This is a genomic window from Rothia sp. LK2492, from assembly GCF_040946345.1.
In the GTDB taxonomy this organism is placed as follows: Bacteria; Actinomycetota; Actinomycetes; order Actinomycetales; family Micrococcaceae; genus Rothia; species Rothia endophytica.
Genome location: NZ_JAYWLX010000005.1, coordinates 1 through 20544 on the forward strand (window position 1 = coordinate 1; position 20544 = coordinate 20544).

The 20544-nt window shown below is 56.6% G+C and carries 20 protein-coding genes and 1 riboswitch; of the genes, 17 read left to right on the forward strand and 3 right to left on the reverse strand.

Going from position 1 to position 20544, the window contains the following annotated elements; all coding sequences use genetic code 11:
* Positions 1-215 precede the first annotated feature (215 nt).
* From VVR27_RS07055 to VVR27_RS07075, 5 genes are all read left to right on the forward strand, one after another.
* Positions 216-413: a recombinase family protein gene (locus tag VVR27_RS07055; RefSeq protein ID WP_353055969.1), complete on the forward strand. Its 198-nt coding sequence runs from the start codon at positions 216-218 to the stop codon at positions 411-413.
* A 170-nt stretch (positions 414-583) separates the two neighbouring features.
* On the forward strand, positions 584-1498 hold the full coding sequence (locus VVR27_RS07060; protein WP_368547716.1) for a cytochrome: 915 nt from the start codon (positions 584-586) through the stop codon (positions 1496-1498).
* 39 nt (positions 1499-1537) lie between these two features.
* Positions 1538-2164 (forward strand): peptide deformylase, encoded by a 627-nt coding sequence (def, locus tag VVR27_RS07065; RefSeq protein ID WP_368547717.1) that lies wholly within the window; start codon positions 1538-1540, stop codon positions 2162-2164.
* Between the two features lie 18 nt (positions 2165-2182).
* A complete protein-coding gene (locus tag VVR27_RS07070) occupies positions 2183-3109 on the forward strand; it encodes a methionyl-tRNA formyltransferase (RefSeq protein ID WP_368547845.1) in 927 nt (308 codons plus the stop codon).
* The gene (locus VVR27_RS07075) at positions 3106-4983 is read left to right on the forward strand and encodes a transcription antitermination factor NusB (RefSeq protein ID WP_409349940.1); all 1878 of its coding nucleotides are present in this window, start codon (positions 3106-3108) and stop codon (positions 4981-4983) included. Before VVR27_RS07070 ends, VVR27_RS07075 begins: the two co-directional genes overlap by 4 nt.
* 236 nt (positions 4984-5219) lie before the next feature.
* Here the strand turns inward: VVR27_RS07075 and VVR27_RS07080 are convergent, their stop codons facing one another.
* Positions 5220-6572 carry a Na+/H+ antiporter family protein gene (locus VVR27_RS07080; RefSeq protein ID WP_368547718.1) on the reverse strand — a complete coding sequence of 451 codons (1353 nt, stop codon included), beginning with the start codon at positions 6570-6572 and terminating at the stop codon, positions 5220-5222.
* Positions 6573-6734: 162 nt separating this feature from the next.
* On the opposite strand from VVR27_RS07080, the gene rpe reads away from it, so the two are divergent.
* Both rpe and VVR27_RS07090 read left to right on the forward strand, forming a co-directional pair.
* Entirely contained in the window at positions 6735-7400 is a 666-nt protein-coding gene (gene rpe / locus VVR27_RS07085; RefSeq protein WP_368547719.1) for a ribulose-phosphate 3-epimerase, read from the forward strand.
* A gap of 70 nt (positions 7401-7470) precedes the next feature.
* Complete coding sequence (locus VVR27_RS07090; RefSeq protein ID WP_368547720.1) at positions 7471-8271, forward strand: hypothetical protein; 801 nt, start codon at positions 7471-7473, stop codon at positions 8269-8271.
* Positions 8272-8275: 4 nt separating this feature from the next.
* Here VVR27_RS07090 and VVR27_RS07095 read toward each other — a convergent pair whose 3' ends face one another.
* Entirely contained in the window at positions 8276-8968 is a 693-nt protein-coding gene (locus VVR27_RS07095) for a DUF6318 family protein (protein ID WP_368547721.1), read from the reverse strand.
* Between the two features lie 204 nt (positions 8969-9172).
* The gene (locus VVR27_RS07100) at positions 9173-10534 is read right to left on the reverse strand and encodes an MFS transporter (protein WP_368547722.1); all 1362 of its coding nucleotides are present in this window, start codon (positions 10532-10534) and stop codon (positions 9173-9175) included.
* A gap of 206 nt (positions 10535-10740) precedes the next feature.
* Positions 10741-10874: riboswitch (FMN riboswitch) on the forward strand.
* A 144-nt stretch (positions 10875-11018) separates the two neighbouring features.
* Here VVR27_RS07100 and pnuC point away from each other — a divergent pair.
* The 10 genes from pnuC (at position 11019) to hisF (ending at position 20202) form a co-directional block, all read left to right on the forward strand.
* Positions 11019-11726: a nicotinamide riboside transporter PnuC gene (gene pnuC, locus VVR27_RS07105; protein ID WP_368547723.1), complete on the forward strand. Its 708-nt coding sequence runs from the start codon at positions 11019-11021 to the stop codon at positions 11724-11726.
* On the forward strand, positions 11726-12805 hold the full coding sequence (gene ribD, locus VVR27_RS07110; protein WP_368547724.1) for a bifunctional diaminohydroxyphosphoribosylaminopyrimidine deaminase/5-amino-6-(5-phosphoribosylamino)uracil reductase RibD: 1080 nt from the start codon (positions 11726-11728) through the stop codon (positions 12803-12805). Before pnuC ends, ribD begins: the two co-directional genes overlap by 1 nt.
* Before the next feature lie 5 nt (positions 12806-12810).
* Positions 12811-14124, forward strand: coding sequence for a 3,4-dihydroxy-2-butanone-4-phosphate synthase (gene ribB / locus VVR27_RS07115; RefSeq protein WP_368547725.1), 1314 nt, complete (start codon positions 12811-12813; stop codon positions 14122-14124).
* Entirely contained in the window at positions 14117-14743 is a 627-nt protein-coding gene (locus VVR27_RS07120) for a GTP cyclohydrolase II (protein WP_368547726.1), read from the forward strand. Before ribB ends, VVR27_RS07120 begins: the two co-directional genes overlap by 8 nt.
* 32 nt (positions 14744-14775) lie before the next feature.
* Positions 14776-15249, forward strand: coding sequence for a 6,7-dimethyl-8-ribityllumazine synthase (gene ribH, locus VVR27_RS07125; RefSeq protein WP_368547727.1), 474 nt, complete (start codon positions 14776-14778; stop codon positions 15247-15249).
* Between the two features lie 247 nt (positions 15250-15496).
* A complete protein-coding gene (locus VVR27_RS07130; protein ID WP_368547728.1) occupies positions 15497-16615 on the forward strand; it encodes a thermonuclease family protein in 1119 nt (372 codons plus the stop codon).
* A 158-nt stretch (positions 16616-16773) separates the two neighbouring features.
* Positions 16774-18147: a threonine/serine exporter family protein gene (locus VVR27_RS07135; protein WP_368547729.1), complete on the forward strand. Its 1374-nt coding sequence runs from the start codon at positions 16774-16776 to the stop codon at positions 18145-18147.
* Between the two features lie 87 nt (positions 18148-18234).
* Positions 18235-18498 carry a phosphoribosyl-ATP diphosphatase gene (locus VVR27_RS07140; protein WP_251379910.1) on the forward strand — a complete coding sequence of 88 codons (264 nt, stop codon included), beginning with the start codon at positions 18235-18237 and terminating at the stop codon, positions 18496-18498.
* Between the two features lie 17 nt (positions 18499-18515).
* On the forward strand, positions 18516-19361 hold the full coding sequence (hisG, locus tag VVR27_RS07145; RefSeq protein ID WP_346872873.1) for an ATP phosphoribosyltransferase: 846 nt from the start codon (positions 18516-18518) through the stop codon (positions 19359-19361).
* Positions 19362-19440: 79 nt separating this feature from the next.
* Complete coding sequence (gene hisF, locus VVR27_RS07150; protein ID WP_368547730.1) at positions 19441-20202, forward strand: imidazole glycerol phosphate synthase subunit HisF; 762 nt, start codon at positions 19441-19443, stop codon at positions 20200-20202.
* The last annotated feature ends 342 nt before the right edge of the window (positions 20203-20544 follow it).

Below are 20544 nucleotides of genomic sequence, written 5' to 3' on the forward strand. Positions count from 1 at the left end.
TAGGTCTTTGGGTAATTTTCTATAGTGTTCTGGGTAATGAGTATTTGCCTCTTGACCCAGAAAGCTCCAGATGAAAATAGGCTACTGTCGCATATCCACCCGTGAACCAGTAGAACTTCTTGATAGTCAGGAGAAGACTCTGATGGATTACGGGTGTGAATGCTTCTGTAAAGATGTTGCTTCCGGGTTTAAGGCTTAACGTCCGGGCCTTATTGATGCACTTATATTTCGCGCGGGATGGCGACACTATTGTCGTGACTCGATTTGATTGCTTAGGTAGAACAACGTTAGATACCTTGCGAACAGCTCGGGATTTAGACCAACGCAACATCAAGCTCCAAGCCCTGGATATAGCTACTTCTACTCAGGCAGGACGGCTTGTGCTAAAAAAGATAGCCTCCCTTGCTGAGTAGGAACATGATGTACTTTGATTGAGCCAACCAGAGATGGTATAGCATATGCCCGCTATTATGATGTTAGGGGAGTAGCTGAGCTAACCCTGCCACCCCCTTAGCAAGTGCGAGCGCGCCGCGTATAATCGAGAGAGCGCCAACCGGCGCGGCTCCCAACCCGTCAGGACACCATGACCACTCCTATGCTCGCTAGCGCCACCGATTACGGTCGCATGTACGCGCGCGAAGTGGGCGGTGAGCTACTGGTTCCTTCGATTACTACGGTGATCGGGCAGCAAGCCAACGACCTGAGTGGCTGGCACGGCTACATGGCTGCTAAGGCGGCGCTGGAAGACCAGCGCTCCTACAGAGCCAGCAGTTCAGCTGGCCTTAAGTTTGCGGTCATTAGAGATGCCGCCTCAGCCTCTGAACGCTTTAGGGATGCCGCGGCAGCCCGCGGGGACCGCGTGCACAACTATGCCGAACAAGTTGCCCTGCGATCCATGGGGCAGCCCCACGAAGTAGAGGGGTATCGCGAGAACCTCATTGCTCACGGGGAGCAGGCTTTTGCTGATCGTTTTGACGAGTGGTGGGAGCTGTACCGCCCCAAGCCCCTGGCCACCGAAGTAACTATTTGGAATGAGACCGTAGGTTACGCCGGCACCCTAGATTTGGTTGCTGAGATTGCTGGGCACACCTGCATCATCGACTACAAAACCAAGGGCACCGACCGCAAGGGTCGGGTCAAGCCGTTGGACGACAAAGTGGTCATGCAGCTGGTTGCCGGTCTTAAAGCTGAAGAAGCGCTGGTCGATGCCGAGCAGGGCGACTGGGAGCCATGGAAGCACGGTGAAGCCCCTATCTTGATGGGCGTTGCTCTGGGCGAGACCCAGGTGGTGCCTCAGCAGGCTAACCCTCACCTCCTGAAAAGTAACTGGTTCAAGTTTTGCGCCCTCAAGCGCGTGTGGGACTACAATCGGGAGCTGACCGAGGCCGATCACGAGGCGCTTATGCCGGTGATTCCACCGCCCACCCCCAAAGAGCTGGAAGCAGCCCACGTCGCTGCAAGCCAGCTTGAAAAGACCCCGGACGCCGCGGCGTCCTGATCCTGGCCCCTGAACCCCTAGATAAGAGAAAAGAGCCCCATGACCATCCTGTCCATTCGAACCGTTGGCGACCCGGTGCTGCGCACCGCCTGCGATGAGGTCACCGTCTTTGACGCTGATCTAGAGAAGCTAATTGCTGACATGCTCGAAACCATGTACGACGTGGGAGGGGTAGGTCTGGCAGGCCCGCAGGTTGGTATTTCTAAGCGCATCTTTACCTTTGGTGGCATTGATGACCGCGAGGGACACATTATTAACCCCGTGCTAGAGACCGGGCAAGAGCCGCAAGAAGGCGGTGAAGGTTGCCTGTCGGTACCCGGCGTATCTGCCGAGACACCCCGTAAAAATTGGGCACGGGTGACCGGCGTGGACTGCTACGGTGAACCGGTGATATACGACGGTGAGGGGTTGTTTGCCCGCATGCTCCAGCACGAAACTGACCACCTGGGCGGGACCATGTTCATCGACCGACTGGTGGGCGAAGAGAAGAAAAATGTCTGGCGCAAAATCCGCCAGAACAACTACAACGACGTCGCCGCTGCCGTGCAGGGGGAGCGCGCCGCTCACTTAAGCTCCGTCTTCGGAGCAACCGGTGGTTCTTTTGGCACAGCTCAGCCAGGAACCACGCAGAGCGGTAGCGCTCAACCCGGTTCTTTCGGTATCTAGGCAGAGACAGAGAAGATGATGAAAGTTATTTACGCTGGAACGCCGCAGATCGCGGTGGCCCCGCTCGATGGTCTGCTGGAGGCAGGCTACGAGGTCGTAGCTGTACTGACCCGCGAGGACGCTCCGGTAGGGCGCAAGCGCGTGCTCACCCCCTCACCCGTTGCTGCCCGAGCGACTGAGCTAGGCATCCCCGTCATTAAGGCCAACCGCTGGGATGACGAAACCCAGGACGCTGTTGCTGCGGTTGGTGCCGATATCGCCGCAGTCGTTGCCTACGGTGCTATCCTGCCCGCCCGCGCCCTGGATCTTCTGCCTCACGGCTGGATCAACCTGCACTTTTCTGCTCTTCCTGCCTGGCGCGGTGCTGCACCGGTGCAGCGAGCACTTATGGCGGGGGAGACCGAGATTTTCTCTAACACCTTCCGCATAGAAACCGGGCTGGATACCGGCCCTGTTTTCGCCACCGAATCGGCGCTGGTGGGGCCTGAAGATAGTGCTGGCAGCATGCTAGAGAAACTGGCGTCCACTGGCGGTGCCCTGCTTGCTTCAACCTTTGCTGAGATTAAAGCTGGTGCTACGGGAATACCCCAGACCGGCGATCCTACCCACGCCGCGAAGCTCACCATCGCAGACGGCAAAGTTGACTTCACAAGCAACCGGGCAGACATCATTGCACAGGTACGAGGTGTAACCCCCGAACCCGGTGCCTGGTGTGAATACGCTGGTGCCCGCTTGAAGCTGGGCCTCCTTTTGCCCAGCGACGCGCCAGCAGAGGGTGCGCCCGGTACCGTCCGTCTAGTCGCCAAAAAACCCGTGGTCACCTGTGCAGATGGCAGCCTAGAACTAACTCAGGTACAGCCTTCGGGCAAGAAAATGATGAACGCAGCTGACTGGGCACGAGGCCTTGGCTCAGCACTCACCGAACAGAAAGTAGTGCTGGCATGAGCATGAACGCAGGCGGCGGTAGCCGCAACCACCAGAACCGAGACCGCAACCAGAGCCGCGGTGCTGACCGATCAGGGCAAAACCGTGCAGGCCAGGGCCGCAGCGGTGCCCGCTCATCCGATGACCGTCGTAGCGATAGCCAGCCCCGCCGTGACCGGGAGGACCAGGGCTATAACAGCAGGCGTAACGACAGCTCAGAAAAACGGGGCTACCGCGGCGAAGAACGTAATAATGAGAGCCGCGGTGGCTTTGGTGCCCGCGGCGGTAACAGACGTGGTGGCGAGGGCCGCCCGGATTCCCGCGGTGGCAATCGAGATAACCAGGGGGAGCGTCAGGAGTTTAAGCGAGATGGCGGGGGAGAAACCCGCCGTAATGTGCAGGGCCGGGAACGTAACCGTCGCGGTCAGCATGAGCGTGACTTCAGTGCCTCTGCCCCTTCTCAGCGTGCCCGCAGCGGTGATGCTGCCCGTACCGCAGCTTTTGAGGTTCTGGTAGCTGTAGCTACTGAGGATGCCTACGCTAACCTGGTTCTACCCAAAACCATCCGTGCCTATCATCTGGACCAGCGAGACGCCGGTTTCGCTACCGAACTTACCTACGGCACCCTGCGTAACCAGGGCACCTATGATGCCATTCTGGCGCACTGCGTGGACCGTGAAGTAGCCAGAATTGGCACCAAGATTCTGCTGGTTCTGCGTCTGGGCGTCCACCAGCTGCTGGCTATGCGCGTGCCCGATCACGCCGCCCTCAACCAGACCGTTGCCCTGGCCCGTGCCGAGATCGGCACCGGCCCAGCCAACTTTGTGAACGCAGTGCTCCGCAGGGTCTCAGAACGTAGCTCCGAAGAGTGGCATCAGCTCATTAGCAACGAGGCCACCGATGATCTTCAGCGCATGGCACTGGATAAGTCCCATCCAGCTTGGATTGTGCGCGCCTTCCGCCAGTCACTGGCTGCCCACGGCAGGAAGCCCGCCGAAATTGAGGCACTGTTGGACGCTGATAACGCGGCTCCCACGGTCAACCTAGTGGAACTTCCCGGTCTGGGGTCCCTGGATGAGGCCCGCTCCAAGGGTGCTGAAGACGGCACTTTAGTTACAGGTTCAGCTCTCTATTCATCAGGCGATCTTGCCCGCTTAGATTCGGTGCGTGAGGGTACCGTGCGCGCCCAGGACGCCGGATCCCAGCTGGTGGCTCGCGCGCTGGCTCAAGCTGAACTTCAGGGTGAGGACTCCAATTGGCTTGATCTCTGCGCCGGCCCCGGCGGTAAGGCTGCCCTGTTGGGCGCCCTGGGTGCTCAGCGCGGTGCCCGACTGCTGGCTAATGAGTCGGCTGAGCACCGTGCTCGCCTGGTTGAGCAGTCACTGCAACCGTTGCCCGCTGGTTCCTATAGCGTGGTGACCGGCGATGGACGCCAGATCGAAAAGACCGCAACTGGTCAGATGTTTGACCGCGTGATGGTGGATGTTCCCTGCTCTGGTCTGGGTGCCCTGCGCCGCCGCCCCGAGGCTCGCTGGCGTAAAACCCCGCGGGATATCGCCGAGTTGCTGCCCCTACAACTGGACCTCTTCAAGGCTGCCGCCTCTGTCACCCGCCCCGGCGGTCTCATTGCCTACGTGACCTGCTCACCGCACATGGCTGAAACCCAGAACATTGTGCACGATATTCTTCGTACCGGGCAGGTTGAACTGCTTGATTCAGCAGCTGCCCTGCGAGCAGCTGCTCTCACCGATGAAGCGGGCACCAGCGTCCTGACCGGTGATCTTGACCCGGGCTTCACCCCGGACGACAAGAACCCGGCCGCCACCACCGGCCAGCTCTGGCCTCACGTGCACGGCACAGATGCCATGTTCTTTGCCCTCTTCCGCAAGAAGTAGCAAGAACTTACCGGCTAACCACCAGGATTCACTACTGCGGACGTGCACAGCTGCGGCAAGCTGACCCTCTCGCCTGGTTCGCTTCGCTCACTAGGGCGATTCACGCCAGCCCCGAGCCAGCTTCGCCGCGCACTGCACCGTCCGCTATTTTTCCTAGTGGTTAGCCCCGCCCTGAAGCATATAAATAACTCCCGGCAGAGCATGCCGGGAGTTATTTTTGTTTGTCTACTGGCTGGCTAGAGAACCATGGCAGCTATCCAGCCGGCCGCCAGAAGGGGCAGGTTGAAGTGTAGGAAGGTGGGAATCACTGAGTCGCGAATATGGTCGTGCTGCCCATCCACGTTCAGACCCGCGGTGGGGCCCAGCGTTGAATCGGACGCAGGGGACCCGGCATCACCTAGAGCGCCAGCGGTGCCGATGATGGAAACCGTTGCTAGAGGGGAGAAACCCAGCGCCAGGCAGAGGGGCACGTAGATAGTGGCAATGATGGGCAGGGTGGAGAAGGAAGAACCGATACCCATGGTGACGATGAGACCGACCACCAGCATCGCTATTGCCGCTGCGCCCTTGTTTCCTGCAAAGAGGTCAGCTACCACGGTCACCAGGGGGTCCACGGCACCGGTGGCATCCATGACCGCTGCGAAACCCTGGGCTGAAATCATGATGAAGCCGATGAGCGCCATCATGCGCATACCGGCAGTGAACACGTCGTCAGCTTCACGCCATTTGACGGCACCGGTCAGCATGAAAATCATGAGACCAACCAGGGCACCTACCAGAAGGGAGTTAGCTTCGGTGCCCATGCTCTGCATGATGACCTGAACCGTAAAAGTAGCGATGATCGCGATGATCGCTACGATGACACTGAAGCGGGAAGGCTCTTTGGTCTCATAGTCGGTGGGGGCAAGATCGATAGAGTGATAATTGCGGGGCTTGCGGTAGGTGAAAAAGACCGCGATGAGCAAACCAATGACCATGCCCAAGGCAGGGATGCTCATTGCCTTCATGACGTTGATGCCGGCTACGCTCATGCCGGCAAGCTCGATGTTGCCGAGCAGAATATCGTTGAGGAAGATTGAACCAAAACCCACCGGGATAAACATGTAAGTGGTGACCAGGCCGAAAGTCAGCACGCAAGCAATGAGGCGGCGGTCAACTTTCAGTCGGTTGAATACAGCGAGCAGCGGCGGAATAATCAGCGGGATAAAGGCAATGTGAACGGGGATTAGGTTCTGGCTCATAATCGCCATGGCAAGGATTCCGACCAATAGCAGCCAGCGCATGGTGAACTCGATGCGGGCGTTGACCTCGTTTGATTCGCTGCCGACCCTGCTAATGAGACGGTTAGCCAGGAGCTGAGGCAGACCAGAACTAGAGACGGCCATAGCGAACGCACCCAGCAGAGCATAAGAGAGGGCTAGCATGGCTCCGCCAGAGAGTCCATCTTGGTAGGCAACCATGGTGCCATCCAAGCCCAGGCCTCCGGCTAGACCGCCCACCAGGGCCCCGATAAAGAGCGCCAGGACCACGTGCACGCGCGCTGCTGAAAGCGCCAGCATAATGATTACCGCAAGCAAAACTGCGTTCATGAGAAACCTTTGTTGTGTGTAAAAGACCCTAAGAGTTTACCCCTCGCCGCGGGGGCAGAACTCTGTAATACCGTCATATGACCTGTGACGGCGCTTATGTTCAGCGTTGCTCTAGCCGATAAGATAGAGAGAAGTCCGGCCGCTAGTACAAGGGAGCACCACATGACCTGCCACATTAACCCCTCCATTCTGAGTGCAGATTTCTCTCGACTGGGTGAGGAACTAACTGCGATTACGACAGCTGATGCCGCCCATATTGACGTGATGGACGGCCACTTCGTGCCCAACCTGACGTGGGGTCTGCCGGTGGTTAAGCGGCTCAAAGAAGTTTCCCCGGTGCCTTTTGATGTGCACCTAATGATTGAGGACGCCGACCGCTGGGCGCCGGATTACGCTGAGGTGGGGTGCGAGTCGGTAACTTTCCACGCTGAGGCTGCCATTGCGCCCATCAAACTGGCCCGCACTCTGCGTGAGAGCGGTGCTAAGGCGGGCATGGCACTGAGGCCTGCAACAGCAGTGGAACCCTACCTGGATATGTTGATAGAGCTAGATATGCTCCTGATTATGACCGTTGAGCCTGGCTTTGGCGGCCAAAAGTTCCTTGATGTCACCCTGCCCAAGATTCGCCGTGCTGCCGCAGCTCTTGAGGGCTCTGATGCTCCGGTCATGGTGCAGGTGGACGGCGGCATCACCGAAGAAACCATTGTACGCGCTGCAGAGGCAGGGGCTACGTGTTTTGTGGCGGGTTCATCGGTCTATGGAACCGATGATGTAGAAGCATCTATTGCCGGTTTGCGCCAAGCTGCCGCGTCCGCCCACCGTCACTAGATCATTTGACTCAACCAACCACCAGCCTTTGACCGCCTCGCGTGGCACAAGAACCGAAAACACAGGGACTATGAATATTGCTTTAGAGCAAGCAGACAGCGCGCTCACCGCAGCCCAGGAGCTCATTGAGGCAGGGCAGCTGGCAGAGGCCCTGCCCCAGCTGGAAACTGCGATTGCAGGGTTTGAAGGGGCGGGGGAGAGCTATGGGTTGATTATTGCTCTGAAGGTAGCTTCAGAAACTAACCGGGACTTAGGTCATCTTGAGATCGCCTTTGAGCAGGTCAAGCGTGCGCACGGCGTCCTGATTGATACTAAACCTGATGCTGAGCAGGTGGCAGATTTTGCCACAGAGGTCGGGTCAATTTACGCCCAGATGGGGCAGCTGGTTGCTGCGCGCATCTGGTATGTGCAGGGGCTTTACGGCTATGAGGGCAGCGGGCGGACGCTGGACACAGCCCATAACCTGACCTGTATCGCCGGCCTTGACCGGGCTGAAGGGGCTGAGGATAAAGCGCAGGAGATGCTGGCGGCCGCCTATGACCTTTATGAGGCAGAGCAGAAAGCTGACCAGATGATTCAGACCCGCCTGTCGATGGCTCAGGGGCTGGCGGCTCAAGGGAACACAGAAACTGCTCTGCTCTATCTCACCCAGGCACACCACAGCGCAGAGGAGCTGGGGGAGCAAGAACTGTTGGGGGCTATCCACCAGCAGCTTGCCCTAGTGCAGGCTCAACTAGGTAACACCGATCAGGCTGGTGACCATCTGGTTCAGGCTAAAAAACTCTTTGCAACTGTAGGGCTGTGGGAAGATGCTTCTTTTGCAGATGAGCTTCTATTCTCCCTGCAAAAAGGCCAGGAGAGCGGGTGGTGAGGAGTTAGGCTGGGGCGAAGAGCAGGTCCTCAATTATCCATCGCTCACCGGTGAAACGTGCAAAGATAGTCGCTGGTATACCCCTGGAGCCTTCCGTACATTCGTATGTTTCGGTGTGGTCCATTGTCCAGGATCCGCACTCACGGCCGTAGCGAACGTTCATGCTGTAAACACCGGGTTGCTCGGTTTCAGCAAAACTTTTTGGGGCAGGTTCGAGATACATAATCCCCCCTACAATCCAGCTGTCCTGCCGATAGACCTCATCGTAGGTGTCATACATTTCTACGAAGGCTGGCAGCGTCTTGCTATCGATAGCTGCTCTGGCTACCGCGCTATCGCCGGTGGTTACGGCGTAGTTGTGGCTGACCATCCAATCCATCGTGGCGTAGCTGAGGCCCCGGGCAGTTAACTCGGTGGATTCATCGTAGATTGTGGGTTTTGGTGGGTTCTGCGCTGGAGCCTTATTCGTTGCCGGAGTGTAGACGCTATCCTCATGGTGAGAAGTGTTGCCGGTTGGTTCTGTTGCAGCAGTTGATGAGGGAGGCGAGCTTGAGGTGGGTGAGGCGCTGGTTACCGGCGTCTCCTCGGCGTTAATTTCGGTGGACGCTGGGGGCGAGGTGAGCACTCCGCAGCCGCTGAGCAGCAGTGCAAAAGCAGCAAAAGCGGGGATAATTTTGGGTGCAGTAGAACGAAACATGATGTTTCCTCCGGGGTTGAGGTCTGCCTGAAACTGGGCTTCTTGTGTGCACCAGTATTACCGGCGGAAAAGTGCCACGGCTAACAAAGCACCTCATCCACAGGGGATCTCAGAGAATAAACTGAAATGTGACACGTTTTTCTCTCATACCGCGAGACCATCCACAGCCCTCGTTCACGACCTCGTAGACCTAGCAGAAGGCTCTTAGCGAGCTTTCGTCTCCGGAAGAAATAGGGTCGCTGCTGCAGCTGTGCAGAAGGCGGCGGCAAAGACCGCAAAGAGACCGGTGACCCCTACCAAACCGACGAGCACCGGGACGATCAGCGGGGCGGCAATTGAGGCTAGACGTCCAAAGCCAGCAGCTGCACCGGTCCCAGCTCCACGCAACTGAACCGGGTAAAGCTCCGGGCCCACCGCGTAGAGAGCACCCCAGGCACCCAGGTTAAAGAAGGAGAGGAAACAGCCAGCGGTAATGATCATCCAGGGCTCAGCGGCTAGACCGTACGCCACGGCAGATAGCGCTGAACCTGCCAAGAAGGTGACGAGGGTGGCGCGGCGCCCCCACGCTTCAATTAGCCAGGCGCTCACCGCATAACCGGGTAGCTGAGCCAGGGTCATGATGAGGGTAAAGGTAAACGACTTCACCAAATCAAAACCTGCTGCCACCAGTAGTGAAGGTATCCAGATAAAGGCGCCGTAATAAGCCAGGTTAACGCAGAACCAAATCACCCACAGGGCACCGGTACGACGCTTGAGTGCGGGCGACCAGATGGAGGTTGCTGCTTGGGCCCCAAGATCTGGGCTCTCCTCAATGATGGCTTGAGTGGTTTCAGAAGAAGCGCGCAGAGGCCGCGACCGCTCAAAACTTTCAACAACCTGTTGGGCTTCTTCGCGGCGTCCGCGGGACACCAAATAGCGCACTGACTCTGGCAAACCTAGCCGCACCACCGCAGCATACGCAGCCGGTATGCAACCAAAAGCGAGGGCAAATCGCCAGCCGTTTTCTGAACTGCCTACGACGAAGGTCCCGATGAGGGCTGCAGCAATCCACCCTAGAGCCCAGAATGCTTCAAGAATGACCACCATCCGGCCGCGCACTCTGCGGGGGGAAAATTCAGAAATATAGGTGGAGGCAACCGGAAGCTCAGCGCCTAGACCCAGACCTACGATGAAACGCAGCACCAGCAAGGTGGTAAAGGTGAGGGCCAGAGCTGATAACCCTGTAGCCACCCCATAGACCAGAAGGGTGATGGCAAAAATGTGCCGTCTGCCGTACTTATCAGAGAGTTTTCCGCCAAAAGTTGCCCCCAGTGCCATCCCCAGAAAACCGAGAGAGGCAAGCAAGGAGGCTTGCCCAGAGCTAATATGCCAGTGTGCTATCAGGGCAGCCATGACAAAAGAAATGAGCCCGATATCCATGGCATCAAGCGCCCACCCAATACCGGTTACTCCTAAGAGGCGAGCATGACGCCGGGTGACGGGTAGCTGATCTAGACGGTCATTGAGATCATCGGTGGACGCCGGGGTGCTGGCTAGTGTCCCCGGTGGGAGGTTGTGGGAGGGCATAGGAAACATTTCTCAAAGGTAATAAAGTCACCATGACTTTATCCCAAAGCGGCGGTTAAAACCTAGCGGAACGCCTCTATAAGACAGTATATTTCATGTCTTTTAACCCCGCCAAACAGTAGGGGATTTCTCAACGATAGTTGGTGACGGTCGACAAGGGAATAGAAAGGGGTGTTGCTGTGCTATAACTGAAACATAAATAAAAAATCGTGCTCCGGGACCCGGTGAAAATCCGAACCTGCGGTGACAGCCCGCTAATTGACGGCACTCTTGAGTGCCCGATACCTGCAAGGTGAAATTCCTTGGCAGACAGTACAGTCTGGATGGAAGGTAGCACGAACAAACACCCGTCCCACTGTTATACCCGGTGGGGTGGGGTACCTGCACCGGCCAAAACCCAGTGCTCCGCTCAGCGGCGTCCTCAGTTTTAGCCTCTGCCCGTAGTCCGTTTGTTCTCCCGGAGCCACCAGCATAAGGGAAACATATGGATTTTCTACGGTGGCTCTTCGACGCTCAAATAGCGGTTGGTGATAATCAATCCCTATTGGTGCGCGAAGTCCTTGGCAACATTTTTGGTCTGCTTTCGGCCCTGGGCGGTATGCGCCGCAAGGTGTGGGCATGGCCGGTGGGCATTATCGGTAATCTTCTGCTCCTCACCGTTTTCTTGGGTACCCTCTTTGGCACGACCTACGGCACCTCTAACCTGCTGGGGCAAGCCGGGCGTCAAATCATGTTCATTGCCGTTTCAATCTGGGGCTGGTACCGCTGGAACCAAACGCGTCATAGCGGCAGTACCCAAGCCGCCGTCATTCCCCAGTGGGCTAGCTGGAAAGAACGCCTCTTCATGGTCGCTTTCATGCTGATTGGTACTGGCGTGCTGACCCCAATCTTCCGTGCACTCGGCTCCTATGAGCCGGTGTGGTCTGACGCTTGGATCTTCGCTGGCTCCCTGCTGGCAACCTATGGCATGGCTAAAGGCTGGGTAGAATTCTGGCTGGTCTGGGTAGCCGTTGATATCGTCGGTGTGCCCCTGCTGTGGAGCGCCGGCTACTACGCCAGTGCTTTTATGTACATCTTCTACGGTATCTTTACCCTCATTGGCTTCTTTGTATGGTGGCGCACCCGCAACCAGGAAGCTGCCCGTGTTCAGGTCGAAACAGCCTTCCCTGATCCCACGGTAGACGTTCGCTAATGCTAGGGAATATCGGGCAAGAACTCACCGACTCTCAGGCTATGGCTCTTGCTCTACATGCTGCCCGGTGTGGGCAGCGTGGCGCTAACCCCCTGGTGGGTGCGGTAGTTCTCTCCCCTGAGAACCGAGTGCTGAGCGTTGGCTGGCACCGAGGTGCTGGTACCCCTCATGCTGAAGCGGACGCCCTCACCTGCGCTCACCAGGCAGGCACAGATCTGCGCGGTGCCCGCATGCTAGTCACGCTTGAGCCCTGCAACCATACCGGCCGCACCGGCCCCTGCTCTCATGCCGTGGCGGAAGCCGGAATCAGGGAGCTGATCTACGCTTACGCCGATACCACCGCTGAAGCCAGCGGCGGCGCCGACTATCTGCGGAGCCGCGGAGTTCAGGTAAGCCACGGGCTGCTGGAACAAGAAGCCTATGAGCTAAACGCCCGATGGTTAGCCGCCGCCGGTCGGCGTCCTTTCATCACCGCCAAAATTGCCTCAAGCTTAGACGGCTTCATAGCGGCGGCTGATGGTAGCAGCCAGTGGATTACCGGCCCAGAAGCTCGTGCTGATGGGCACACTCTCCGAGCGCGTGCGGACGCCATTTTGGTGGGTACCGGCACAGTGAAAGCTGATAATCCCCAGCTCACCGCACGAATCGATGGGCAACTGGCACCCCGCCAGCCCCTGCGCGCTGTGATGGGCCATACTCTGCCGTCCCACTCTCACCTTGCTGCTGAAACTCTCGCAGGTAAAGCACTTCACTTGGCTACTCGCGACCCGCGAATCGCTGCTGCTGAACTCTATCGCAGGGGAGTGCGCCACCTGATGATTGAGGGTGGCCCCACCGTGCTATCGGCTTTTTTGGCAGCAAATCTGGTCGATGAGCTGATCTGGTATCGAGCCCCGCTGCTTCTAGGAGCAGGACGCGCCGCCGTGACCGACCTTGGGGTCGATACCCTCAGCCAAGCCCACCACTGGCAACTCGATGATTTGGGGTTACAGCCTGCCCTCCGCCAGTTGGGTGCCGATACTGCCACCCACTTACTTCTTACCGATCAGCAGGGTACCCCTGCGCCGTCCGAAAGGTAACCCACATGTTTACAGGAATTGTTGCTGCAACCGGCACCGTCCTCTCGCTTGAACCTGTCACCTCTGCTAGCGGCGAGGTGGAGTCAGCTGTACTAACCGTCGATGCCGGGGAGATTATCTCTGACCTTGCCCACGGCGGCTCCCTTGCCATTAATGGGGTATGCCTAACCGCTACCCGCACCCAGGAACTGGGCGAGGGCGTTTTTGCCGCTGACATGATGGGTGAAACCCTGGCTCGTACTAACCTGGGCACGTTAACTCCGGCTTCCCGCGTCAATCTAGAACGCTGCATGCCCGCCGGTGGGCGGTTTGATGGGCACGTGGTGCAAGGTCACGTAGATGGGCTGGGCACCATTGCTCGGGTGGAAGACTACGCCAGCTGGCGGACCCTGCGCGTGCACGTGCCCCGCGAGTTGGCAGGCCAGCTGGCACACAAGGGCTCCATTACTATTTCTGGTGTCTCCCTCACCATCACCGCGGTTTCACCGGCAGGGGAGGCGAATCCATGGTTCGAGGTGGGGCTGATTCCTGCCACCCTAGAAGCCACCACTTTGGGCCACGTTCAGGTGGGGGACACCGTCAATCTTGAAACCGACGCCCTCGCCAAATACGTTCAGCGGTTACTGGAAGTATCCGGTGCAATTGCGGGTTTGGGTATAGACGCCACCCTACCGGCTAGCCCCGAGACCGAAACTCAAACGCCGTCCGCCCTAGATACCATCCAAGACGCCATCGAACAGATTGGACGTGGGGGAGCGGTCGTGGTGGTCGATGACGAGGACCGCGAGAACGAGGGCGATATCATCTTCGCCGCTGAACACGCCACCGCTGATCTCATGGGTTTCACCGTACGCTACACCTCAGGTGTCATCTGCGCTCCCATGAGTAACCAGCGAGCTGACACCCTCAACCTACCGCCCATGGTCCAGCACAATGAGGATTCCAAGGGCACCGCCTACACCCTCACCTGCGATGCCCGAGAGGGAGTAACCACCGGCATTTCGGCCGCTGACCGCGCCCGCACCGTGCAGGTACTGGCCCACGCGGCGTCCGGCCCGGCTGATCTCACCCGCCCCGGGCACATCCTGCCCCTCCGCGCAGTAGACGGCGGGGTGCGCCAGCGCCCCGGCCACACCGAAGCCGCGGTTGAACTCACTCAGCTTGCGGGCCTATCCGGAGTAGGAGTCATCGCCGAGCTAGTGCACGACACTGGCCACATGATGCGCTTTGATGCCCTGCGTACCTTTGCCACCGAACACCACCTGCCCATGATTTCTATTGCTGACCTAGTCAGCTACCTGGAGAGTCAGCATGACTAACCCAACAGGTCTCACCCAAACCAGTGAACCGGTCACTGTTCCCACCCCTCACGGGGTTTTCTTGATGCAGGCATTTGGTTTTGCCGATGGCAGCGAGCACCTAGCTCTCACGGCCTTACCCACTGAAGGTCAGCCCCAGAGCCGCTCGCAGGCAAACCAAGCGCCACTGGTGCGCATTCACTCCGAATGCGCTACCGGCGACATCTTTGGCTCCTACCGCTGCGACTGCGGCCCGCAACTCGAACAGGCCCTAGAAATGATGGCCGAACAAGGCGGTGTGCTCATCTACATGCGGAACCACGAGGGCCGCGGGATTGGCCTGGTTAACAAACTGCGGGCCTACGCCCTGCAGGACGCCGGGCTAGACACCCTGGACGCCAACCTCTCTCTGGGGCTGCCAGCGGATGCCAGGGACTACACCCAGGCAGTGGTGATGATCAAGGAACTGGGTATCAGGGAGTTACGGTTACTTACCAATAACCCCGCCAAAGCAGAGGCACTGGCGGAGTTGGGGCTAACCATCACCGAACTGGTCCCCGATGAAATCATCCCGCGGGCAGAAAATGCCCGCTATCTAGCCACAAAACGTGACCGCATGCGTCACCGCCTGACCTTCTAACTTTTTCTGTTCACTACCCTAAGGAGAACCCCATGAGCGGAGCAGGAGCACCCGCCCCCACCCTCACCCCCGAAGAAGCCAAAGGACTAAAGGTCGCCGTTGTGGCGGCGTCCTGGCATACCCAAATTATGGACGGACTGCTGGATGGCGCTCGCCGTGCGGCAGTCGACGCGGGTATCGAACCGACCGTGGTGCGTGTACCTGGCACCTTTGAACTGCCGGTGGCTGCAGCTACCCTGGCTGATTCCTTTGATGCTGTGGTTGCCCTGGGCGTAGTGGTACGTGGGGGCACCCCTCACTTTGATTATGTATGTGATGCTGCAACCACAGGATTGACCACCGTTTCAGTGCAGAGCAAGACTCCCGTGGGCTTCGGCGTCCTGACCTGCGATACAGAGCAGCAGGGGATTGACAGGGCTGGACTACCCGGCTCCTCAGAGGATAAGGGTTATGAGGCTTTCGCCGCTGCAGTAGAGACAGTGCTGGCCTTGCGTAACATCAGTTAGCTGACTTAGTCCGTATCACTGGATGTAAGCCGAAACTTCACTGGCATGGAGTAAGATCATGCCAGTAAAGTTTCGGTTGACATAGTTAACGGGTCACTATTTTGTGTAAATATTCTGTCCATATTACTGATGGGTAACAAAGCCTGTTTGCAATGGCTTAAAGTAGATGAAGGCTTATTGTGGCCTGCTTTACTCTGCTAGCTGAGCAGAAACCTTCATACATAAGCACACATGTCACAGAGGAAATATGAAAACAGGTATTCGCCGTGCAATGCTGGTAATTCCAGCGCTACTGCTCGTGGTCGGTTGTTCGTCTACAGATGAGGTTCAGCCAAAACCGGAACCTTCGGCAACATCGCAAGTAGCAACAACAACGCAGGCTTTATCTGCGTCAGCTACCGTAAAACGGGTGATAGACGGCGATACTATTGAAGTTGATGATTCAGGCAAAGCAACAGTTATCCGCCTGCTTAACATCGATACTCCTGAGACAAAACACCCTAATAAGACCGTTCAATGTCTCGGGCCTGAAGCAACGGAGTTCTTAGAGCGTAAATTACCTGCTGGTACTCAGGTTCATCTTGAATATGATGTCCAAAAAAAGGACAAATACGACAGAACACTTGCCGGTGTATTCTTACTCGATGGCGAATTTGTCAATGAAGAAATAGCTCGATCCGGTTTTGGTACTGCGGTAGTATTCGAACCCAACAGCAAATTCTATGCCAGGGTTCTTAATGCCCAAAATATGGCTATCAATACTAAGACTGGTTTATTCAGCCCTGATATTGCATGTTCGATTCCTGCACAAATTAATGCTCTACAGTCTCGAATGGAGAGTGCCCAAACTCAGGAAGAACTCAATTCTTTACTATCAGAGGCAGACCTGCTCATTGAGATTCTTGAAAAAGTACCCACCGACGAAGCATTTGCGCACTTAGCTTCTTATGGCGCTACATTCGCTGCCCAAAAACAACTAATTCAGTTAAAAGATCTGAAATCTAAGTACGTGCAAACAATTCCGGCTCAGTCCGCTGTAGATGATGGAATTGCTGGTGAGACTAATACACAGCACGATGCGGTAGAAATGGAGCAATTAGCCGCTGAACAGCAAGCCGCCGCCCAGAGAATCGCAGCAGAACAGGCCGAAGCAGCTCAAGCGGAAGCTGACAGAGTAGCAGCAGAACAGGTGGTTCAGCCGGAGTATGCACCTGCTCCAGCTCCAGATAACCCGAACCCGGAACCTGCCCAGCCTGCTCCTCAACCTACTTATCAGGAGCCAGCTCCGGTTCAAGAACCTTATCCCAACTACACTGGGCCGCGCTGTTACGCCCCTGGCGGTAAGACATGGAAACCTTGTCCCTAAGCTCAAAAGTGAAAATATTTGTTTTTTCAGCCAGTTAGATACCTTCGAACCGCCGGTTGATGTTACCTGACCTCGATAAAAGCCGTAGGTCTTGCCGTGGTGGTACTTAGGTTAAGCCTGTTTGATGATCGGGCGTTAGAAGCGATAGCCTCGATAGCATGACCCACTACGTTGAAACCTATAAATTCTTATCTCTAGTGGGCGATTCACTCATCCGCAGTGGGGCAAGCTCTGCCTCAACCACCAAAACCCTACTGGGCATCAGTACAGCAGCGGGTCTTACTAGCGTGACTGTGAGCGTCACGATGGGGCAACTCATCATTAGCGATTCACGCGGCGAGAACCAGCTGCCCTATACGGAGATTTTTGAAGTCACCCCCGCCGGCCTAGACATTCAATGGCGGTCAAAGACCGAAGATACAGTTCAACGGTTTCTCACTCACGAAATTAGTGCAGGTGAGGGTATCGAACTTCTCGAACAAGAGCAGAGCTCCTTACAGTCGCTTTCATGGATGTGGTCGATGTTAGGATTTGGTCTACTTGGCATAGGTTTCAGCCAAATCATTGGAGCTACCTGGATTACTGCTCTCGGTGCTCTGATTTCTTCTCTTCTGGTTTCATTGGTCTACAGCTGGGTTAATTTTGCTCGTGCCCCGGGCCTGTTTAGGTTTGCGGGTGCAGGCTTTACAGCGGTGCTCAGCGCCACGGTTTTCAGCATGCTGACAGCGACAACAGACGTAGCGATTATCGTGGTGTCGTCCCTAGCCGCTTACCTGGCGGGAATCGCAGCTTACGCAGCGGCGCAGGACTCCATTACAGGGTGGTACCTTTCGGCTCTTGGTCGACTAATGGATGCAATTATCTGCACAGCTGGTCTGGTGACAGGCGTTAGCGTTGGTATCGGTGTTTCTCGCCTGTTCGCCCCCGACAACCTTATCTTCATCAGACTTTTGGATGCTGAAACCGAGGTTTCCACTGACCCCATCGTCGGAGCTGCCCTCGTTAGTCTGGGTTTTGCGATTTCCTGCGGCGGAAGAAAATGGCAGTTGCTGGTCTTAGCCGCAACGGGTGTAGCTGCACAGGCAACCTACCTTCTCATCACTAATCTAGGGTTAAGCCCTCACGCCGCCACAGCTCTAGCCGCCCTCACGGTAGGGGGCGCCTGCGTCCTCTTAGCAAAGCCGATGAAATTAACCTCTAACGCTATTATGACTGTCAGCTTTTTGCCTCTTTTTCCGGGGATGATGATTTATCAAGGCATGCTGGGAACCCTCTTTAGCGTAGAAGGTGCACTGGGGACGCTGGGGCAGGCGCTGCTGATTACCTACTGTCTATCGGCAGGCGGCACTGCTGGACAGTACCTGGTATCAGAAATGATGTGGGCCCTCAGACGCGCCCAGTTTAAACATAGCCACCCAGGGCAAACCTTTAGCAAGGTGATGGTCGATGAGTACAATGCTCAGGACATTATCTTGCCCGTATTTAGTAAGCCATTTTCTAAGGTTGAGAGTGATGGTGGCGGGCAACGCTAACTTCTAAAGGAAGGGAACACCTCGGCATGTGAGAAACAAACCGTTCAAACTTTGAGCCATGCTAAGGCCAGGGGTTAGAGTTAGACGGTGAAGAACTTTGAATCGCTATTCGCAGAACTAACCGAAAAAGCAGAAACCCGCCCCGAAGGCTCTGGCACCGTTGCAGAGCTGGATCAGGGCGTCCATTTCATCGGCAAGAAAATTGTTGAAGAGGCCGCCGAGGTCTGGATGGCTGCTGAGTTCCAGTCGGACGCTGAGTTCGCTGAGGAAGCTTCACAATTGATTTACCATTTGCAGGTCATGATGATCGCCAAGGGACTGACTCCCGAAGATATCTACACGTACCTCTAAGCAAAAGGAAAACCAATATGCTGCGCGTTGCAGTCCCCAATAAAGGCATGCTCTCACAGGCAGCTGCCACCATGCTCACCGAAGCTGGCTACCTCCAGCGCCGTGATTCCCGCGAACTAGTGCTCGTGGACCAAGAGAATGAGATTGAGTTCTTTTACCTGCGCCCCCGTGATATTGCGGTCTATGTAGGCGAGGGAACTCTTGACGTCGGAATCACCGGCCGCGACCTGCTACAGGATTCTGGGACCCACGCAGAAGAAGCTCTCAAGCTAGATTTCGCTAAATCAACCTTCCGTTTTGCTGGCCCGGCTGGAGTCTTCTCTGACCCCGCCCAACTCAAGGGCAAGCGCATTGCGACCTCCTACAAGAAACTGCTGACTAACTACCTGGAACGCTCAGGTATCGACGCTGAAGTTATCCGTCTGGACGGCGCCATCGAGTCCTCCATCCGTCTGGGCGTAGCGGACGCGATCGCTGACGTAGTTGAAACTGGCAACACTATGCGCGCAGCCGGTCTGGAGCCTTTCGGTGACCCCATTATGCGCAGCGAAGCTCTGCTGATTAAGCGCCCCGGCGTTGAAGACCACGCGGGGCTGGAGCGCCTGCAGCGTCGTCTAGAAGGTGTGCTGATTGCTCGCCAGTATGTGCTGATTGACTACAACATTGAAGAATCCTTGCTTCCTCAGGCGACTACTCTAACCCCGGGCCTGGAATCTCCCACGATTTCTCCCCTGTCTCGTGAAGGCTGGGTTGCGGTGCGCTCTATGGTTCCGCGCAAGTCAGCTAACCGAGTGATGGATTCTCTCTACCACATCGGTGGTAGGGGCATTCTGGTGACCGCCATCCAGGCTGCTCGCCTGTAAAACTCTTGCGGCGGCGTCCTCACTGAGGGGCGCCGCCTTTTTACTTAATTAATTTCTCGTGTGAAAGTGAGGTGGCGCTGTGGGCGTTGCTATTCGTGTGATTCCTTGCCTGGATGTGGACGCTGGCCGCGTGGTGAAGGGCGTTAAATTTGAAGGCTTGCGGGATGCCGGTGACCCGGTTGAGCTAGCTAAGCGCTATAACGAGGCTGGCGCTGATGAACTAACCTTCCTGGATGTCACGGCGTCTTCCTCCGACCGAGCCACTACTTTTGAGGTGGTGGGGCAGACCGCTGAGCAGGTCTTTATTCCTCTGACTGTTGGTGGTGGAGTGCGTACCGCTGAGGACGTTGACCGTCTGCTGCGCACCGGTGCCGATAAGGCGTCCATTAACACTGCTGCCATTCATCGCCCCGAAGTAATTAATGAGATTACCGAGCGATTTGGCTCTCAGGTTTTGGTACTGTCCCTTGACGCTAAGAAGACCGGTAACACTGCATCTGGCTGGGAAGTAACTACCCACGGTGGGCGCAAGGATACCGGTCTTGACCTGCTGGAATGGGCTGCTGAAGCTCAGGATCGCGGGGTGGGGGAGATTCTTCTGAACTCGATTGACGCTGACGGAACTAAGGCTGGTTTTGACCTGCCCATGATTCGCGCGGTGCGCGAGGTCGTCTCTATTCCGCTGATTGCCTCGGGTGGCGCTGGCGCTCCCGAGCATTTCCCACCTGCTGTTGAGGCTGGTGCGGACGCCGTGCTGGCAGCGTCCATTTTCCACTTCGGAGAGGTCAGCATTGGGGAAGTGAAGGACGCAATCCGGGCGGCTGGGTACGAGGTGCGGTAGGAAAGCATCTTGATGATGACTACTGAAGATGATTGGCTAGCAACTCAGGAAACTCTTTACCTTAGTTCTATCCCTGAAGTACGTGAGAGCATTGTGCAAGCTCGGCTAGAACCTTTAGACGAAGGAAGCGCTGAGCTCCCTAGGTAAACTAGCGAAACCACCTAGTACTTTTAACAACTTGTACATCCTCTGTACAAAATTTTGTACAGAGGATGTACAAGTTTAACTTCGAGTCTATGTAAAGATTCATTTGAGCCTACATAAACGCAATATAAGGCCGGTCTAGTAATCTGGGCGGTGGGGTACGAAGTACGGTAGGAGACGACGAGTAAGGAGCACCAG

Excerpts from the sequence above, each read along its gene's own strand:
- VVR27_RS07055 (WP_353055969.1), top strand. The coding sequence starts at position 216 with ATGCACTTATATTTCGCGCGGGATGGCGACACTATTGTCGTGACTCGA.
- VVR27_RS07060 (WP_368547716.1), top strand. The coding sequence starts at position 584 with ATGACCACTCCTATGCTCGCTAGCGCCACCGATTACGGTCGCATGTAC.
- def (WP_368547717.1), top strand. The coding sequence starts at position 1,538 with ATGACCATCCTGTCCATTCGAACCGTTGGCGACCCGGTGCTGCGCACC.
- VVR27_RS07070 (WP_368547845.1), top strand. The coding sequence starts at position 2,183 with ATGAAAGTTATTTACGCTGGAACGCCGCAGATCGCGGTGGCCCCGCTC.
- VVR27_RS07075 (WP_409349940.1), top strand. The coding sequence starts at position 3,106 with ATGAGCATGAACGCAGGCGGCGGTAGCCGCAACCACCAGAACCGAGAC.
- VVR27_RS07080 (WP_368547718.1), bottom strand. The coding sequence starts at position 6,572 with ATGAACGCAGTTTTGCTTGCGGTAATCATTATGCTGGCGCTTTCAGCA.
- rpe (WP_368547719.1), top strand. The coding sequence starts at position 6,735 with ATGACCTGCCACATTAACCCCTCCATTCTGAGTGCAGATTTCTCTCGA.
- VVR27_RS07090 (WP_368547720.1), top strand. The coding sequence starts at position 7,471 with ATGAATATTGCTTTAGAGCAAGCAGACAGCGCGCTCACCGCAGCCCAG.
- VVR27_RS07095 (WP_368547721.1), bottom strand. The coding sequence starts at position 8,968 with ATGTTTCGTTCTACTGCACCCAAAATTATCCCCGCTTTTGCTGCTTTT.
- VVR27_RS07100 (WP_368547722.1), bottom strand. The coding sequence starts at position 10,534 with ATGCCCTCCCACAACCTCCCACCGGGGACACTAGCCAGCACCCCGGCG.
- pnuC (WP_368547723.1), top strand. The coding sequence starts at position 11,019 with ATGGATTTTCTACGGTGGCTCTTCGACGCTCAAATAGCGGTTGGTGAT.
- ribD (WP_368547724.1), top strand. The coding sequence starts at position 11,726 with ATGCTAGGGAATATCGGGCAAGAACTCACCGACTCTCAGGCTATGGCT.
- ribB (WP_368547725.1), top strand. The coding sequence starts at position 12,811 with ATGTTTACAGGAATTGTTGCTGCAACCGGCACCGTCCTCTCGCTTGAA.
- VVR27_RS07120 (WP_368547726.1), top strand. The coding sequence starts at position 14,117 with ATGACTAACCCAACAGGTCTCACCCAAACCAGTGAACCGGTCACTGTT.
- ribH (WP_368547727.1), top strand. The coding sequence starts at position 14,776 with ATGAGCGGAGCAGGAGCACCCGCCCCCACCCTCACCCCCGAAGAAGCC.
- VVR27_RS07130 (WP_368547728.1), top strand. The coding sequence starts at position 15,497 with ATGAAAACAGGTATTCGCCGTGCAATGCTGGTAATTCCAGCGCTACTG.
- VVR27_RS07135 (WP_368547729.1), top strand. The coding sequence starts at position 16,774 with ATGACCCACTACGTTGAAACCTATAAATTCTTATCTCTAGTGGGCGAT.
- hisG (WP_346872873.1), top strand. The coding sequence starts at position 18,516 with ATGCTGCGCGTTGCAGTCCCCAATAAAGGCATGCTCTCACAGGCAGCT.